The sequence below is a fragment of the Corynebacterium pilbarense genome (assembly GCF_026930265.1).
In the GTDB taxonomy this organism is placed as follows: domain Bacteria; phylum Actinomycetota; class Actinomycetes; order Mycobacteriales; family Mycobacteriaceae; genus Corynebacterium; species Corynebacterium pilbarense.
In genome coordinates this window covers 83,789-100,620 of the sequence record NZ_JANRML010000004.1, presented here as the reverse complement: position 1 = coordinate 100,620, position 16,832 = coordinate 83,789, and the positions used below count along the sequence as shown (strand labels likewise).

The window sequence follows — 16,832 nt, the reverse complement described above, 5'->3', positions numbered from 1 at the left end:
TTACAGCACCCAGTTACAGCACAGCGTCGAGTAGCTCGCGCGTGTACGGGTGCTGCGGTGCCGCCCAGATCTTTTTGGTCGCGCCGCGTTCCACGATGCGCCCGTGCCGCATCACCGCCACAGTGGGGCACAGCTCGCGCGCGACCTTCAGGTCGTGGGTGACAAAGATGAGCGTGTGCTTGCCGACGGTATCGCGCAGCAGATCCAGCACCTGGTCTTGGATGGTGGCGTCGAGGGCGGAGACGGGTTCGTCGGCAAGCAAAATGCTCGGGCGTGGTGCCGCGGCGCGCGCGATCGAGATGCGCTGGCGCTGCCCGCCCGAGAACTGCCGTGGTGTGCGGTCGCCGGTGCCTTCGAGCCCCGCGCGAGCAAGCACTTCGTCGGCGCGGGCGGCGTCGACGCCTGCCTCGCGTATCGACGTCCTCACGGCCATCCGCGGATCCAGCGAGGAGTACGGGTCCTGGAAGACCATCTGCACGTCACCCTGCACGCGCACGGTGCCGGTGGACGGCTCGCGCAGGCCCGCGATGAGGTGCAACAGCGACGTCTTGCCGGAGCCGGACCCGCCGACGATGGCGAGGCGCTCGCCGGCGTGCACGGTGAGGTCCACGTCGTCGACGGCCAGGGTCTGCCCGCGCCGCAACGAGACCCCGTCGAGCGTGACCACCGGCTCCCCGAGTGCGACGGGTTCGGCGGGCGGGCCGGGCACCGCCGCCGCGGTAAGTGCCTGGGCGTAGTCGGAATCCGGCGCCGTCATGCAACCGCCTTTGAACACGAGCACCCGGTCGGTCATGCGGCGTACCACGGCGAGGTCGTGGGAGATGAACAACAGCGCCATGCCGCGCTCGCGCACGAGGCGGTCTAAAAGCTCCAGGATTTCCGCCTGCACGATGGCGTCTAAGGCGGTGGTGGGTTCGTCGCAGATCAGCACGTCCGGGTTTTTGCTCAGCGCCAACGCGATAAGCACGCGCTGGCGCTGCCCGCCGGACAGCTCGTGCGGGTAGGCGTTCGGGCGGTCCACGCCGACCTCACGCAACGACTCGGGGGAGACGAGTGCGCCGATCTTTTTCAGCGGGTCCAGCGCCGTCATCGGCTCCTGGAACACCATCGCGACCTTTGTGCCGCGCACGCGCCTGCGCACGCGGTCCGGCGTGCCCACCATCTCGGTGCCGTCGACGGTGACGGAGCCTTCCGCCGGCAGGTCGCTTAAGCCCATGATGGTCAGCGCGGTGACGGACTTGCCGGAGCCGGACTCGCCAATGATGCCGACGCGCTCGCCCGGCGCGACCGAGAACGTGATGTCGTCGAGGATGCCGGGGATGGAAAGGTGGTTAACGTCGATCATCAGCGTTTCCCAAAAGGTTGAAGCCCAGCACGGTCAGGGCGATTGCAGCGCCGGGCCACAGCGCCAGGTGCGGGGAGGTGGCCAGGTACGGCTGGGAGGCCTGCAGCATGCGGCCCCAGGAGGCGTACGGTGCCGGCGCGCCGAGGCCGAGGAACGACAGGCCGGCCTCCGCCAGGATGGCCAGGGCGACGGCGACGGAGACCTGGGTGAGCACGAGCGGCCAGATGTTCGGCAGCACGTGCCGCCACGCGATCGCAGGGCCGGAGACCTTGGCAATGCGCGCGGCCAGGATGTAGTCGCGCTGCATCACCTGCATGGTCCCGGCGCGCGCCACGCGTACGAAGGCGGGGATGCCGGCGATGCCGATGGCCAGCACCACAATCCAGATGGAGGCGCCGAACACGGCGGTGAACACGATCGCTAAGAGCAGCGCAGGGAAGGCCAGCAGCAGGTCGGCGCCGGCCATGACCACCCGCGACGCGCCGCGGCGCATGCCGGCCCAGATCCCCAGCGGCACGCCGATCAGTCCGGACAGCCCGACGGCGCCCACAGCCACGGTCAGCGTCAGCCGCGCGCCGTCCATCACGCGTGAGGCGATGTCGCGCCCGAACTGGTCGGTGCCCATCCAGTGAGCCGGGGAAGAACCTTGCAAACGCGCGACAACTTCTGTCTGCAGCGGGTCGTAAGGCGTCCACACAAGCGAGACCACAGCCGCCAGGGCGACTAACGCGACGATCACCGCGCCTGCTTTGCGCTGCCAACTCATGCCCGCCTCCGAATCCGCGGGTCCACCACCGCGTACGTCAGGTCCACGATCAGGTTCACCACCAGGGTGAACGCGACGATGACCATCATCACGGTTTGGACGGTGGCCAGGTCGCGGTTGCCCACTGCGTCGAGGAGCATGGTGCCCAAACCGGGGATCGTGAACACCCGCTCGATCACCACCGCGCCCACCACCAGCGACGCCAGCTGCACGCCGACGACCGTGATCACCGGCAGCGCGGCGTTTCGCAGCGCCGAGGTGAAAAGCACATTGCCTATCGACGCACCAAGGGACCTGCCCGTCCGCACATAATCCGCGCCCATCTCCTCGCGCACGGACGCGGCGACGTACCGCGTCAGGATCGAGGCCTGCACGAGTGCGAGCGAGGCCACCGGCAGCACCGCATGCGCAGGCGTGCCCCAGCCGTTGGCGGGCAGCCAACCCAGCCGCACCGAAAACAGGGCGACCAGCGCGATGCCGACTAAAAACGACGGCACGATGATGCCCACCTGCGACAGCGCCCCGACGACCGCGCCGCCGGGGGCGTGGGCGCGCCGGGCCAGGTAGACACCCACCGGCACCGCCACGGCAAGGGAGACCGCCATGGCCGCAAGGGTGAGTGTCAGCGAGACCCCGGCGCGCTCGAGCACCGTGTCGGTGATGTCCTTGCCCGAAGCCATAGAGACGCCGAAGTCGCCGGTGAGCAGACCGGAGATCCAGTCGAAGTACTGCACCGGCAGCGGCTTATCCAGACCGAGGCGGGTGGACAGCTCTGCGACGGCCTCCTCGGTGGCCGAGACACCCAGCGCCACGCGCGCCGGGTCGCCGGGTACCGCGCGCAGCAGGGTGAAAATGACCACGCTCGCCGCGGCGAGCAGCAGGACGAAGCGCAGGATGTGTTTGCCGATGGTGCGGATCATTTCTCCACCTCGTTCAACGGCAGCGAGTCGGTGACCACGTTCGGGTCCAGGCCGGAGACTCCTGGGGCGTAGAGCACGATGTTCGGCGCGTTGGTCAGGGTCAGTGCCGCGGCGTCGTCCATGATCTGCTCCACCGCTCCGGCCATGTCGCCGGCGGCGATGCGCTCGCGCACCACCGCGTTGTCGTAGCCCAAGTAGTACTCCGGGTTGCCAAACAGCATGGGCACGTCGCGCGGCTCCACGTGGGAGACTAACGATGCCTGGTAGTCGTGGCCCTTGAGCACCTGGTTCAACCAGACGGCGGGGAACTCGACGGTCTCGAGGCGCACGCGGAAGCCGACGTCGCGAAGCTGCGAGTAGATGAGCTCGCTCGCCTCTTGCGCGTAGGGGCGGTTGGGCACGGTGATGGTGATGTCCGGGGCGCGCCCGGCGAGCAGCTCGCGGGCCTTGTCCGGGTCGAAGGGGTAGAAGTCGCGGCCCGGGTACCAGGGGTCCGTTGGCGGCACGGGCGCGCCTCCGGTGTCGGTGCCCAGGCCGTTGTAGACCACCTCGTTGACCGCCGCCCGGTCCACCGCATAAGCCACAGCGCGGCGCACATCCGGGTCGTCGAAGGGGGCGCGGGTGTTGTTCATGGAAAGCAGCACCTCGCCGTTGGTGGTGCCGACCTCGACGCGGATGTCCTCCGGCAGGGTGTCGATCAGTTGTGGCGCCTGCATGCCCCACACCACGTCCGCATCGCCCACGCGCAGTGCGTTGACGGCGGAGACCGGGTCGTCGAAATAGCGGATCAGCCCGTCGTGCGCGACGTCGCCGCCCCAGTAATCCTCACGCGCGTCGAACTCGATTGCTTCGCCGACGTCGAAGCGTTTCACGGTGTACGGCCCGGTGCCCAGGGGAGCGGTTGCAAGCTTATCGACGCCTGCCGGTGTCATCATCGCCCCCGTCAGCGTGCCCATGGACCACAGCCAGGCATCTTCGGCAGCGTCGCCGCCTTCGACGGTCACGCGCAGTGTGCGCTCGTCTACCACCTCGACGTGTGTGACCGGGTCCATCTGGGCCTTCAGCCCGTTGGTCCACTCGTTTTGCACGTAGTGGATGGAAAAGGCTGCGTCGTCGGCGGTGAACGGTGTGCCGTCGGCGAAGGTGACGCCGTCGCGCAGGTGGAATGTAAATACGCCACCGTCTCGCTCGACGCGTTCGGCGAGGTGGGGCACGGGGGTGCCGGAGGCGTCGATACGCACCAGCGTCTCGTACACGTTTCCCACCAGCGCCTGGGGCGCGGCCGCGCCGCCGGTGGTGGTGAAGTCCAATCCCGCAGGGGCCCCCGACGCCGCCACCACCACGTTGTCGCGCGGTGCGGAATCACCGCACGCTGCCAACGGGAGGGCCAAGGCGGCCGCGGCCGCCAGAGTCCTTGGATGCATGAGGGAAAGGTTAGTGGATCTCGGATTCAGTCTGGAACCAGATCGGGGAGGAGTGCCCGCGCACGTTGTTCAGGCCGAAGGAGAGGTTATCCACGCGGAAGATGTGTTCGGCGGCTTCGAGCGCGTCGCCGTTGTGGGTCAGCGCCTTGATCTTCACACGCAGCACCGGCGCATTCTCGGCAATGCCCAGCTTGGAGGCGGTATCCGCGTTCGCTTGCTCGATGGTGAAGGCGCGCGAGATGTTGTTGAAGTCGGCGCCCGCGCGGATGAGCTCGCGGTGGATGGACTGCTCGGACGTGTCCACCGTTTCAATGACCTCTGCCAGCGACGGCAGAAACGCCATCCGCTCAATCACCACCGGCTCACCGTCGGCGCTGCGCACGCGGCGGACCACGAAGACCTCGTCTCCCGGGTTGATGCCCATGTGCTCCGCCAATTCCTCACTGGCGGTGTCCATGCCGAACTGCTCCATGTCCTCACTGGGGTCTTTGCCCATGCGGAACAGCCAGGAGGTGTTGGACAAAATCTCCTCGAAGGTCTCGGTGCGCGTGTTGGACAGCACCAACGAGCGGCGGCCGCGGCCGGAGGACAACAGCCCCTCGGCGCGCAACGTGGCCACCGCCTGGCGCACCGGCCCGCGGGAGGTGTTGAACTGCTCGCACAGTTCCACCTCGCTGGGCAGCGACTCGCCGGCCGGGATGTGGCCTGCGAAGATCTCGTCGCGCAGGTAGTCCGCGATCTCCTCGTGCTGCTGCGGGCGGCGAAGCGGGCCGGTGGGCAGTTGCGCCATGGGCGGAATCACGTCCTTTTTAGACAACCGGGAATGTAACGACACCTGATACTAAACCAGCCACCGCGTAACTCCTATTAGTTGGAGCCATGTCCCACAAACCCGGGGTGTTCTCCTGCTTAGCCCCAGGCTTCGGCGAGGATCTCCATGGACCGGCTCACCTCGTCGTGGCTGCCGGAGTGCAGGGAGATCATCAGCTCGTCGGCCTGGGCGGTTCTCCGGAACGCTTCCAGGTACTCGGCGACCTGCTCGCCGGTGCCCTCTGCGGTGTAGCGCAGCATGTCGATGATCTGGCGGCCCTGGTAAGAGTTGACCACGGTGTCCAGCTGGTCGTCGGAAAGCTGCTTGCCCTGCCGGCCCATAAACGCGCGCACGCGGTTGCGGTGCACCACCTTCGTCTGGCGCTTCGCATCCTCTTCGGTCTCGGCGGCGGTGACGTTGACCGCGGCAATGCAGTACGGCTCCGGGTAGCGCTCGGAGGGCTGGTAGTTGTCGCGGTAGTAGGCGGTGGCCTGCTCCAGGTGCTGCGGGGCGAAGTGGGAGGCGAACGCGTACGGCAGACCCAGCTGCGCTGCCAAAGAAGCGCCGAACATGGACGAGCCCAAGATGATCAGCGGCACGTTGGTGTTAAAGCCCGGCATCGCGGTCACACCGGGAAGCGGCGAGGTGTTGGACAGCCACGCCTGCAGCTCCTGGACGTCCTGCGGGAAGTTCTCGGCTGCGCGGGGGTCCCGGCGCAGCGCCCGGCCCAGGGTCTGCTGGTCGGTGCCGGGCGCGCGGCCGAGACCCAGATCGATGCGGCCGGGGTAGAGCTCCTCCAGCATGCCGAACTGCTCGGCGATCACGTACGGGGAGTGGTTCGGCAACATCACGCCGCCGGCGCCGAGGCGGATGCGGCTGGTTTTCGCGCCGATGTGGCTGATCAGCACCGCCGGCGACGAGGAGACGATGCTGGACATGTTGTGGTGCTCCGCGTACCAGATGCGTGAATACCCCAAGGCCTCCGCCTGCTGGGCGAAGGCCACGGAGCGCTGCGTCGCTTCGCCGACGGATTCGCCGGGGTAGCGGGTGCAGAAATCAATGAGAGAAAGTGGAGCGTTCATGCGCCCCACCGTACTAGTCCTTGGCTAGTCCTTAGCTTGCAGGACGGGGACAGCGTCGCCCTCCGCGGACAGGTCCTCGCCCTCGACGGACTCCATGGTGCCCGGGATCATGGCGGGCTTGGGGCGGGCGAAGTCCACAACGAGGCCGATGGCGAAGGCGATAACCACCGGCACAACCCAGCCGAGCCCGGCGTCGAACATCGGCGCCCACTGCACTATCGGGGTCAGGGCATCTGCGCCCCACTCCAGAGAGATCAACGTCTCGATGGCGGACCACACCACGGCCGTCCACAGCGGCAGGAAGAACGCCCAGCTGAAGCGGGTGCGGCCGCGGAAGGCCGGCTCGATGAGCGTCAGCGCGATCAAGGTGATCGCCGGCGGGTAGAGGAAGCCGATCACCGGCGCGGCGATGGCCATGACGAACTCCAGGCCCTGGGTGGCAATCACCATGGAGGCGACCGCGAAGATCACAGCCCAGAGGCGGTAGGAGCCTGCGAACTGCTCGGAGAAGTACTCGCCGGTTGCGGTGATCAGGCCTACCGCGGTGGTCAGGCAGGCCAGCAGCACGATGGCGGAGAACACGGCCTGGCCGGCGCCGCCCATGGTCAGGTTGGCGGCCTCAGCGAGCAGCCCGGCACCGTTGTCGAACTCGCCGGCGTTCGGCATGACGCGGCCGATCAGCCCCAAGCCGATGTAGACCAGGCCCAGCATCAGGCCGGCGCCCACACCGGCGGCGATGGTGCCGTTGACAAGCGGCCTGCCCTCGCTGAAGCCGCGATGGCGCAGGGTGGAGATGACCACGATGGAAAACGCCAGTGCGGCGATGGAATCCATGGTGAGGTAGCCCTCGAGCAAGCCGGCGGACAGCGGGCCGTTGTCGTAGGGCTCGTTCGGCGCGGCCGGTTCGGCGCTCCAGCGGAACGCGGACACCGAGATCATCACGGCCAACAGCACCAGAAGCGCCGGGGTGAGGAACTTGCCCAGCTTTTCCATGATGGTGGTGGGGTTCCAGCTCAGCGCCAGGGCAATGCCGAAAAACACCACGTTGAACACGGCGGAGGAGGCAAAGGATTCGAGGCCGAACAGCGGGGTGATCGCCGTTTCAAAGGAGACGGCGCCGGTGCGCGGCAGCGCGTAAAACGCGCCGATGGACAGGTACGCCAGCACCGGGAAGACCACGCCGAAGATGGAACCGGCGCGCTGCGCCAGGTCGCGGAGGTTCGAGCCGGACAGCGCAATGGCGATCACGGCCAGCACCGGAAGCAGGGAAGCGGTGGCGAGGAAGCCGATGAGCGCCGGCCAGAAGTTGTCGCCGGCTTCCACGGCCAGCATGGGCGGGAAGATGAGGTTGCCCGCGCCGAAGAACATCGAAAACAGCGCGAGGCTGGTGACAACGATCGCGCTGGCGGAGCGCTTCGAGCCACCTTCAGGCTGTGACACCACTGTGGAACCCATGGTTGGTCCTCTCTAATTGGGTTGAAGTTCCCTAGAGTCTAAACCATCCGACCGCTAGATGGGAACAGGGTTCCATAAAGTGAAACGCTAAAGCTTTGCGACGGCTCCGCCAATCCGCCGCACCGCCTCCTCCAAGATCTCCGGGGAGGTGGCGAAGTTCATCCGCGCGCGGTGCTCGCCGCCGGGGCCGAAGTCCATTCCCTCGTTCATGGCCACCTTGGCGTGGCGGCGCAGCCACGCGGCGGGTTTTTCGTCGACAAGCTTGGTGTTCTTGAAATTCAAAAACATCAGATACGTCGCCGCCGGCACCTCAATCTCAATGCCCGGCACTGCCTTGGGCAGGTGCTCCACCAGCCAGTCGCGGTTGGCCTTGAGCTGGGCGATCTCCTCGTCCAAAAACTCGCGGCCGTGGTCGTAACAGGCCTCCGCCGCGACGATGCCCAGGGTGCCCACACCGTCCTTCGCCACGCCCGACATCGCGTTCCAGGTTTGGGCGTCCTCGTCGTTGGAAAAAATTATCTGCGCGCACTTCAGGCCTGCGACGTTCCACGCCTTGGACGTCGCGGTGACCGTGATGCACACGTCCGGGTTGTTCGCCGCGGCGCAGACGTGGGCGCCGTCGTAGACCAGCGGGGCATGAATCTCGTCCACGATCACCCTGGCGCCGTACTTGCGCGCCAACGCGCAGACCTCGTCGAGCTGCTCCTCGGTGAACACGTAGCCGCCCGGGTTGAACGGGTTGGTCACGATGATGCTGCCCGCGCCGTTGGCAAACGCGGCTTCGGCCTCGGCCAGGTTGAGGCCGCCGGCGGAGCTGACGTCGATACGCCCCCGCCCCGCGACCTCGGCAACGTCCAAAAACGGGAAGTAGGCGGGAACCGGGACCACGACATCGCCCTCGGTGAAGTACTGGATGGCCAGCATCACGCCGCGCACCACGTCCGCAACCGGGAAGATCTTCTCCGCGTCCGGGCGCCAGCCGTAACGGTCCGCGTAGAAGCCGGCGACCGTCTCGCCCAGCCGGTGCGCGTGCGGGGCGGGCGTGTAGCCGAACATCTCGCGCTCGGCCGCATCCACGATCGCCTGCTTCACAGCGGGCGCGGTGGGAAAATCGCTCTCCGCGATAAACAGCGGCAGCACGTCAGGGTTGAACTGCGTCCACTTCCTGGTGCCGCGGGCTTGCAGGGTGTGAAGGTCGGGAAATTGCATGGGGCCCACGGTAGCCATCATCGCTCTTGGCATGTTTGAAGGCCCACACGGCGAACACCGCGGCGGCGAGCAGCGTCCACCACACCACGGATGACATGACCCAGTCGCCGATGACCGGGTCGCGCCCGTCGATCGTGTCCATGTTCTTGAACTGCGAATGCGGCACGAACACGGTGGAAAGCCCGAGGTAGATCAGGGTGGTCAGCAGTGCGAGGATGTTGCGGCGGCGCCACGCGAACTCGCCGATGATGATGACGCCCGGCAGCATCCATGCCCACGCGTACGGCGGCGCCCAGGAGGATGCGGTGAGTCCCGCCAGTGCCAGGCTGAGCGCCGCCATCGGGGCCTCGCCGCGCTGAATAAAAACGCGGGCGGCGTAGATCAGCGCGCCGCCGACGGCAAGGACCGCGAGCACCCAAAGCGCGCTCGCGCCGTCTGCGCCCGTGAACCGCTGGGCCGCGCCGAATAGCGTGAGGTTCTGCGCCTGGGAAAGGTCGTAGCGCTCACCGATGTGCAGCACGTAGTCGGTGAAATACGCGGCCGTCATGCCCGGGCGCGCCACCGCACCAAGCGCGGTGAGGGACGCGAACGCACCCGCCATCCAGCCGAGCGCCCGGTAATCCTTGCGGAAGAGGAAATACAGCGCGAAGACCACAGGCCGCAGGGTAAACGCCGCGGCGATGCCGGTGAGTAGCCCTTCAGGCACCCAGCGCCGCCACTGCCCGGGGCGGGTCCACCACAGGTCCGTCGCCACGAACGCCACCGCGAAGATGGTCAGCTCGCCGTAGTAGAAGTTGAACCGCACCGGGTCCAGCCACAGCACCGCCGGCAGCAGCACCGTCGCGCACGCGACCGGCGACGGCCACTGGAACCGTTTGAACAGCAGGTAGATGATCCACCACACCGCCAGCGTGCCCGCGATGGTGTGCAACGCCTCCCACGTGCCCATCTCACCCGCGCCGAGCAGCTTGCCAAACAGCATGGTCGCCGGCGGGTGCAGGAAGTAGTCTTGCCGCCCGTCGGGGTAGCTGAACGCCACCGAATAGATGTCCGGCTCGGCGAAGAAACCGGCGCCCGCCCCGCGCAGCATCTGCAGATGCTCCAGCGGGTGGAACACGCCCTCGTAGGCCGACAGCATCGGCGATTCCATCTTGCGCCACCACGCCGTGGCAAAGGTGCTCAGCACCGCGTAGGCCACCAGCGGCGGGAAGGCCACGAACTGGGTGAAACGCAAGGGCTTTTGCCTATCGACGAGCACGAAGCCCCGCGCCTGCACCCACATCACAAACACCACCAGAATCGCCCACACGACCAGGCTGGACTGCGCCAAGTCGCGCACGGTGTACGAATCCGGCGTGGTGGCCATCGGGTTCACGATCTGCTTGTGCGGGATGAAGATCGTGGAGATGGTCAAATACACCGCCACCAGAAACGGCGGCCACGGGTTGGCGTTGCGGATGCCGCCGACGGCCATGATGATGCACAGCGGAACCACCCACACGTAGTGGTGCTGCCAGGTAATCGGGGCGACGAGCAACGACAGCAGCGCGACACACAGCACCGCCGCCTCGTTGGCGCGCGCGGCGAGCAGGCGCCGCAGCGCCAAAATCGCAAGGGCGAGGATGCCGGCGAACATGATCGCGGTGAAGTACGTCTGCGCGTCTGCCGGCACGAAGCGGGCAACCAGGCCGCGGGCGGACTGATTGTGCGAGCGGTTCAGGCCCAGCACACCGGACATCTGCCCGATCTGGGTGGTGAAGTAGTACCCCAGCGCCGCAGGTTTCACCGCACCAGCAACCCCCAGCGACATCACGCCGGTGAGAAACGCCGCGGCCAGCGCTTTCCAGTTGCGGGTAAAGATGAAGTACAGCCCGAAAAGCGCCGGCGTCATCTTCACCGCGGCCGCGACGCCGGTGAGCACGCCCGTTGGCAGGTACTTACGCTTCGGCGAGTCCCACCACAGGTCCGTGAGCACCAGCGCCATGAGCACGATGTTGACCTGGCCGTGGTGGAAGGTGTTGTGGATCGGGTCGACCCAAAACGCGAGCGGCAGCGCCACCAGCGCCCACTTGCCGGCATCGTCGATGCGGCACCTGCGCAGCGTGAGCGTGATTACCCACCAGAGCGCCGCCAGCGACACCAGCGAAAACAGCACCAGGCCCGCCGTCTCTCCGAACAGCGTCAGCGGGGAAAAGAACAGCAGCGACGACGGCGGGTAGGAGTACGGCAGCTCTCCCGCCGCGCCGGTGTTGATCAGGGACTCGTAGACGTTCGGGCTGTCCCAGAACGCTTTCGCTCCGCGGTAGTAGACCAAAAAGTCCTCTACCTCGCGCCGGTCCGTGCTGTAGAAGGGCACGTAGCTGTGCTGGTACCAGCCCACCAGCAAGCTGGCCAGGCACAGGATGAGCGCCACCGCCATCATCGGCACTGAAAGGATGAGTTTTCGCACAGATGGGCATATTAGGGGTTAAGCGCCCCGTCCGCGGGCAAGTGCCTACTCCTCGGCTTCCGCCTCTTCTTCGTCCCCGCCGTCGACGTGGAACCCGAACGCCTTGAGGCGCTCCCGGTCCGCGGCGGACGACGACGCGGTCAGGCGCAAAAGCTCGGAGTAGATGCCGCCGGAGACTGCCAGCTCTTCCGGGGAGCCGATCTCGTCGACGTGGCCGTCGCGAAGTGTGATGATCGTGTCCACGCCCGCGATGGTGGACAAACGGTGCGCGATCATGATGGTGGTGCGGCCCTGCATCAGCTGGTCTAGGCCGGCCTGCACGGCGCGCTCGGCCTTGGTGTCCAGGGCGGAGGTGGCCTCGTCCAGGATGAGGATCGGCGCGTCCTTGAGCATCGCGCGCGCCACGGCCACGCGCTGGCGCTGCCCGCCGGACAGGCGCAGGCCGCGCTCGCCGATGACAGTGTCGTAGCCGTCGGCGAACTTCATGATGAACTCGTGCGCGTTCGCCCGCTTCGTCACCTCCACAACTTCCTCGAGCGTGGCGTCCGGCTTGCCGTAGGCGATGTTTTCAAACACCGACCCGGAAAACAGCGCCGCCTCCTGGAACACCACGCCGGTGGTTGCGCGCAGCTTCTCCACATCCAACTCGGACAGTTCTTCGCCACAGACGCGCAGCCGGCCGCGGGTGATGGGGTACAGGCCCAGCAGCAGGTTCACAATCGTGGACTTGCCGCCGCCGGATTCGCCGACGAGCGCGATGGTCTCGCCTTCGTGGGCGGTGAAGTTGACGTTGTGAAGCACCGGCTCGCCCTCCGTGTACTCGAAGGTGACGTCCTCGAAGGCGATGACCGGCTCGCGCACCTGCAGGGGAGCCTGCTGCTTAGCGACGACCTCCGGCATACCCGACGCCTTCGTCGCCGCGACGAGCTGCCGGTTCGCGGTCGGCTCGACCGGCTCGTCCATCACCTTGAAGTAGTCGCGCGACCCGGCGATGGCGCGCTGCGCGGAATCCACGATCCAGCTCATCATCGTCACCGGCTGGCGCGCCATGGTGACCATCTGGATGAGCATGACCATCTCGCCGACGGTGAAGTGCCCGTGCAGGGTGCGGGTGAACAGGATCAGGTAGATGCCCAAAAAGATCAGGTTCATGGCCACGCCGCGCAGGGTGTCCATGGAGTGCCACCAGCGCGATTGGGGGCGGGTGATGTCCACGGTGTTGGTGTAGTGGCGGCTGAACTTTTCCAGCTCGCGCACTTCCGCGCCGTAGGACTTGGTCACCTTCACCTGGCCGACAACCTCGGCGAAGCGGCCGTTGCCTTCGTCGATGTTGGCGTTTTTGTTCTTCTCAAACACCTGCCAGCGTTTCGACGTCAGGGCGGTGAGCCAGGTGTAGAGCGGAAACAGCAGCGCCAGCAGCACCGTCAGCGGCCAGTAGTAGTAGGCGGTGATGACCAAAATCGCCGCCACCTGCATCAGCATGGGCAGAAAGTTGTTGGTGAACGACTGGATGAACTGCGTGACGTTGGCGATTGAACGGTCCAGCCGGGCGATGATCGTGCCGGTGACCTGGTTGTCGTAGTAGCGCTGCGGCAGCGCGAGCAGCTTGGCAAAATACCGCGTGGACAGGTTCTGGCGGATCCGCGCGACCATCACGTCGCCCAAGTAGCCGGAGACGTTGCGCAGCACCGAAGCCATGGCCTCGGCGACGAACAGCGCCACGGCGAGCCAAATGACGGTTTGGGTGGGGTCGGGCAGGGAGGCGTCGCCAAGCTTGGCCACGATTGTGTCCGTCGCTTCCCGCAGCAGAAACGGGGTGACCAACCCCAGACCAGCCACCAGCGTCGACACCGCGACAACCGCGATATAGAACGGCCAGAGGGCGGAAGCGCTGCGGACAACGCGCATCAAAGACTGCATAATTTCGACACCCTACTAGGGCTGTAAAGTGGTGCAGCAAAGCTTCCCACCGCGACAAAAGAAGAGGCGCACATGTCCCACCGCACCCGCCGCCCCAAGGCCGCCCTGGCCGCCACAGCCCTGGCAGCCGCCTTGGCGCTTTCTGCCTGCGCGGACGCCGAGATGGGGGAGGATACCATCAGCTCCACCCAGGTCACCGCCGCCGAGGACGCCCCGCAGGGCCAGGCCGACGACCGCATCGGTGTGCAGCGCAAGCCCTTCGAGGTCAACGAGGCGGACCCACTGGTCAGCGACGAAATCAACGGCGAACGGGTGAAGGACCCGGCGATGGAGCTGTCGTACAAGTGGCAGGGCTCCTCGTACGCGCCGAACGGCGGCTCGGTCGTGGTTGTGGCAATCACCAACGAGTCGGACGCGCCGCTGCCGGAGGACGCGCTCGAGCCGAAGCTGCGCTACAACGTCAACTCCACCTCGAACCCGGACATGAAGGACGCGAAGTTCATGCCCATCGCGGAGGAGGCCGGCGTGGACATCGTGGGCCTGGACCGCCCGCTGGGCCCGGGCGCGACCGTGAACGCGAAGTACCCCTTCGACGTGTCCACCGGCAACCTGTGGGACGCGGAGTTCACCATCGGCAACGTCACCTTCAAGGGCAACCTGAACAACTAGCGGGCGAACTCGGCGATCGCGTGCGGGTCCAGCACTTCTTCGACGCGCACGGTTGCGAGGTCGGCGAGCTCGGAAGCGTCGTAAGGCTGGGGGCCCATGGGTCCGAAGAACTTTGCGTATCGACGATAGCTCCGCCCAATCCTCGCCGGCCGGTTGTCCGCCAACTCGTTGAGCTTCGCGCGCGTCAGCGGCGCGGACAGCAGGGAGCGCACGATCCACTTGCGTTTCTCGTACGGCACGCGCGGGAACACCGGATCCGCAGCCCACACGCGGCGGAACTCGCCGGCGTAGTGGTCGCGCCGGCACAGCCACAGCGCCACCGCGGCCTCCTCGCCGGCGCCGACGACGGTGACGTTGGTGGGGTCGCCCCCGAACGCCTCGATGTTTTGCTGGACCCAGCGCAGGGCGAGCTTGACGTCCGCCACACCGCGGAAGTGCCCGATGGCGTCCGCGGCGAAGGGCAGGAACCCCTCGAAACCGCCGCGGTGGGGCACGTGCACCTCGACGAATCCCTCGCCCAGCTCGACCGGTTGTGACAGCCACACCACCACGGGGCAGTCCGCGCCGGGCCGCGCCTCAAGCGGGGCGCTGATGGCCAGGGCGTTGGGGTTCGGCGCGGTGGCGTCGATAAGCAATCCCTGCTCGATGGACGCCGGGTCGTCGAAGGGGCGCGTCTCGGCGAGGTAGGGGATGGCGTCGAAGACGCGTTTGCCGCCGCGGGTGGTGCCCACGATGGTGCCGGCCGCGCATGTGATTTCCGTTTCGCCCATGCGGCAGATCGTATCCGCATACACTGACCGCCATGACAAACCCGCTTCTTACCCCCTCGACCCTGCCGTACAACCTGCCGGACTTCGCCGCGATCCGGCTGGAGCACGTGGAGCCCGCGTTTGAAGAGGCACTCAAGCGCCACGCCGCCGAAATCGCCGAGATCACCACCGCAGACGCGCCGACGTGGGAAAACACCGTCGAAGCCTTCGAGCTGGCCGGCCAAGACCTGGACCGGGTGATGTCCTGGTTCTTCAACCTGCAGGGCACCGACTCCACCGACGAATTCGACGCGGTGGCGGACCGCATCGTGCCGAAGTTGTCGGCGCACGTGGACTCGATCTACCAGAACGACGCGCTCTACCAGCGCATCAAGGGCGTCGACGTGCCGGAAGACGCCGAGTCGCGCAGGCTTCACGACGAGCTGCTGCGCCGCTTCACCCGCCGCGGCGCCGACCTGGACGCCGCCGGCAAGTCGCGCCTGCAGGAGATCAACCGGCGCTTGAGCGAGCTGTCCGAGCGCTTCGGCCGCAACCTGCTGGCAGACACGAAGAAGCTCGCGGTGGAGTTCACCCGCGACGAGCTCGCGGGGCTTTCCGACGACCAGCTCGCCGCTTACGAGGACGGCGGGCGCTACGTGGTGCCGATCGAGCTGCCCACCACCCAGGCGCTGCAGTCGGAGCTCGACGAGTCTGCCGCGCGCCACAAGCTTTTCGACGCCTCCCGTGCCCGCGGCAAGGACACCAACCCGGAGATCGTGCTGGAGTCGGTGCGCCTGCGCCAGGAGCGCGCGAAGCTGCTCGGCTTTGATACGCACGCCGACTACGTCATCGCGGAGGAGACCGCCGGCACCGCCGCGGCAGCGCGCCAGCTCATCGCCGACCTGGCGCCGGCGGCGGCCGCGAACGCCGAGGCCGAGCGCAAGCTCGCCGGCGAGCTTGCCGGCGAGGAGCTCGGCGGCGCGGACTGGCCGTATTGGCAGGCCAAGCGCCGCGAGGAGGAGCTCGGCATCGACGAGGCGGAGCTGCGCAAGTACTTCCCGCTCGAGCAGGTGCTCACCGACGGCGTCTTTTATGCCGCGAACCTGCTCTACGGCATCACCGTGGAAAAGCGCGAGGATTTGGCCGGTTACCGCGAGGACGTGGACGTGTGGGAGGTCAAGGAGGAAGACGGCACCGGCATCGGGCTGCTGCTGACCGACTACAACGCCCGCCCGTCGAAACGCGGCGGCGCCTGGATGAGCTCGTTTGTGGACCAGTCCCACCTCGCTGGCACGAAGCCGGTGGTGGTCAACGTCATGTCGATCAGCTCTAACCTGCTCACCATCGACGAGGTGACCACCCTGTTCCACGAGTTCGGTCACGCCCTGCACGGCCTGCTCTCCGACGTGCGCTACCCCTCGCACTCCGGCACCAACGTCCCGCGCGACTGGGTGGAGTTTCCCTCCCAGATCAACGAGAACTACGCCTTCGCCCCGGAGATCGTCCGCAACTACGCCCGCCACGTGGACACCGGCGAGGTCATCCCGGCGCCGCTGCTGGAGGCGATGGAGGCGTCACGCCAGTTCGGCCAGGGCTTTACCACCGCCGAGTACCTCGCGGCCTCCGCGATCGACCTTGCGTGGCACTCGCTGTCTGGCGACGTCCCTTCGGACATCGACGCCTTCGAAGCAGACGTCCTGCGCGAGCTCGGCCTGGACGTCGAGGGGTTGGAGCCGCGCTACCGCTCCACCTGGTTCAACCACATCTTCGCCGGCGGCTACTCTGCGGGCTACTACTCCTACCTGTGGGCCGAGGCGCTGGACGCGGACGGCTACCAGCTCGTCGCCGAGGAGGGCATCAACCGGGAAACCGGCGCGAAGTTCCGCGAGACGATCCTGTCCAAGGGCTCCTCGCGCGACTACGCGGAGGCCTACCGAGCATTCCGCGGCCGCGACAAGGACACCCGCCCGCTGCTCGAGCGCCGCGGGCTCGCCGGCACCGATGCGTAGCGGCGCGTAGCTGCGCTCGTCTAC

General features: G+C 67.0%; 13 protein-coding genes. 2 read left to right on the top strand and 11 right to left on the bottom strand.

Features of this window, described 5'->3' with window-relative positions; genetic code table 11:
* Positions 1-13 precede the first annotated feature (13 nt).
* From NUW87_RS05035 to NUW87_RS04990, 10 genes are all read right to left on the bottom strand, one after another.
* On the bottom strand, positions 14-1,345 hold the full coding sequence (locus NUW87_RS05035) for an ATP-binding cassette domain-containing protein (protein WP_269027528.1): 1,332 nt from the start codon (positions 1,343-1,345) through the stop codon (positions 14-16).
* On the bottom strand, positions 1,332-2,111 hold the full coding sequence (locus NUW87_RS05030; RefSeq protein ID WP_070473661.1) for an ABC transporter permease: 780 nt from the start codon (positions 2,109-2,111) through the stop codon (positions 1,332-1,334). Before NUW87_RS05030 ends, NUW87_RS05035 begins: the two co-directional genes overlap by 14 nt.
* Positions 2,108-3,031, bottom strand: coding sequence for an ABC transporter permease (locus NUW87_RS05025; RefSeq protein ID WP_070473660.1), 924 nt, complete (start codon positions 3,029-3,031; stop codon positions 2,108-2,110). The genes NUW87_RS05030 and NUW87_RS05025 overlap by 4 nt, the downstream gene beginning before the upstream one ends.
* Positions 3,028-4,455 carry an ABC transporter substrate-binding protein gene (locus tag NUW87_RS05020; RefSeq protein ID WP_269027527.1) on the bottom strand — a complete coding sequence of 476 codons (1,428 nt, stop codon included), beginning with the start codon at positions 4,453-4,455 and terminating at the stop codon, positions 3,028-3,030. Before NUW87_RS05020 ends, NUW87_RS05025 begins: the two co-directional genes overlap by 4 nt.
* Before the next feature lie 10 nt (positions 4,456-4,465).
* Positions 4,466-5,245, bottom strand: coding sequence for a GntR family transcriptional regulator (locus tag NUW87_RS05015; RefSeq protein WP_269027526.1), 780 nt, complete (start codon positions 5,243-5,245; stop codon positions 4,466-4,468).
* A 119-nt stretch (positions 5,246-5,364) separates the two neighbouring features.
* Positions 5,365-6,348, bottom strand: a complete 984-nt coding sequence (locus NUW87_RS05010; protein WP_269027525.1) for an LLM class flavin-dependent oxidoreductase — start codon at positions 6,346-6,348, stop codon at positions 5,365-5,367.
* A gap of 24 nt (positions 6,349-6,372) precedes the next feature.
* Entirely contained in the window at positions 6,373-7,803 is a 1,431-nt protein-coding gene (gene brnQ, locus NUW87_RS05005) for a branched-chain amino acid transport system II carrier protein (RefSeq protein ID WP_269027524.1), read from the bottom strand.
* Between the two features lie 87 nt (positions 7,804-7,890).
* The gene (locus tag NUW87_RS05000; RefSeq protein ID WP_269027522.1) at positions 7,891-9,012 is read right to left on the bottom strand and encodes a MalY/PatB family protein; all 1,122 of its coding nucleotides are present in this window, start codon (positions 9,010-9,012) and stop codon (positions 7,891-7,893) included.
* Entirely contained in the window at positions 8,945-11,461 is a 2,517-nt protein-coding gene (locus NUW87_RS04995; RefSeq protein ID WP_269027521.1) for a glycosyltransferase 87 family protein, read from the bottom strand. The genes NUW87_RS05000 and NUW87_RS04995 overlap by 68 nt, the downstream gene beginning before the upstream one ends.
* Positions 11,462-11,506: 45 nt before the next feature.
* A complete protein-coding gene (locus tag NUW87_RS04990) occupies positions 11,507-13,381 on the bottom strand; it encodes an ABC transporter ATP-binding protein (protein ID WP_269027520.1) in 1,875 nt (624 codons plus the stop codon).
* A gap of 72 nt (positions 13,382-13,453) precedes the next feature.
* Here NUW87_RS04990 and NUW87_RS04985 point away from each other — a divergent pair, with 72 nt between their 5' ends.
* Positions 13,454-14,050: a hypothetical protein gene (locus NUW87_RS04985; RefSeq protein WP_269027519.1), complete on the top strand. Its 597-nt coding sequence runs from the start codon at positions 13,454-13,456 to the stop codon at positions 14,048-14,050.
* Here the strand turns inward: NUW87_RS04985 and NUW87_RS04980 are convergent.
* Positions 14,047-14,820, bottom strand: coding sequence for a carboxylesterase family protein (locus NUW87_RS04980; RefSeq protein WP_269027518.1), 774 nt, complete (start codon positions 14,818-14,820; stop codon positions 14,047-14,049). The two genes, NUW87_RS04985 and NUW87_RS04980, sit on opposite strands and share 4 nt — an antisense overlap.
* Positions 14,821-14,852: 32 nt before the next feature.
* On the opposite strand from NUW87_RS04980, the gene NUW87_RS04975 reads away from it, so the two are divergent.
* Positions 14,853-16,808, top strand: a complete 1,956-nt coding sequence (locus NUW87_RS04975) for a M3 family metallopeptidase (protein WP_269027517.1) — start codon at positions 14,853-14,855, stop codon at positions 16,806-16,808.
* Positions 16,809-16,832: the final 24 nt, after the last annotated feature.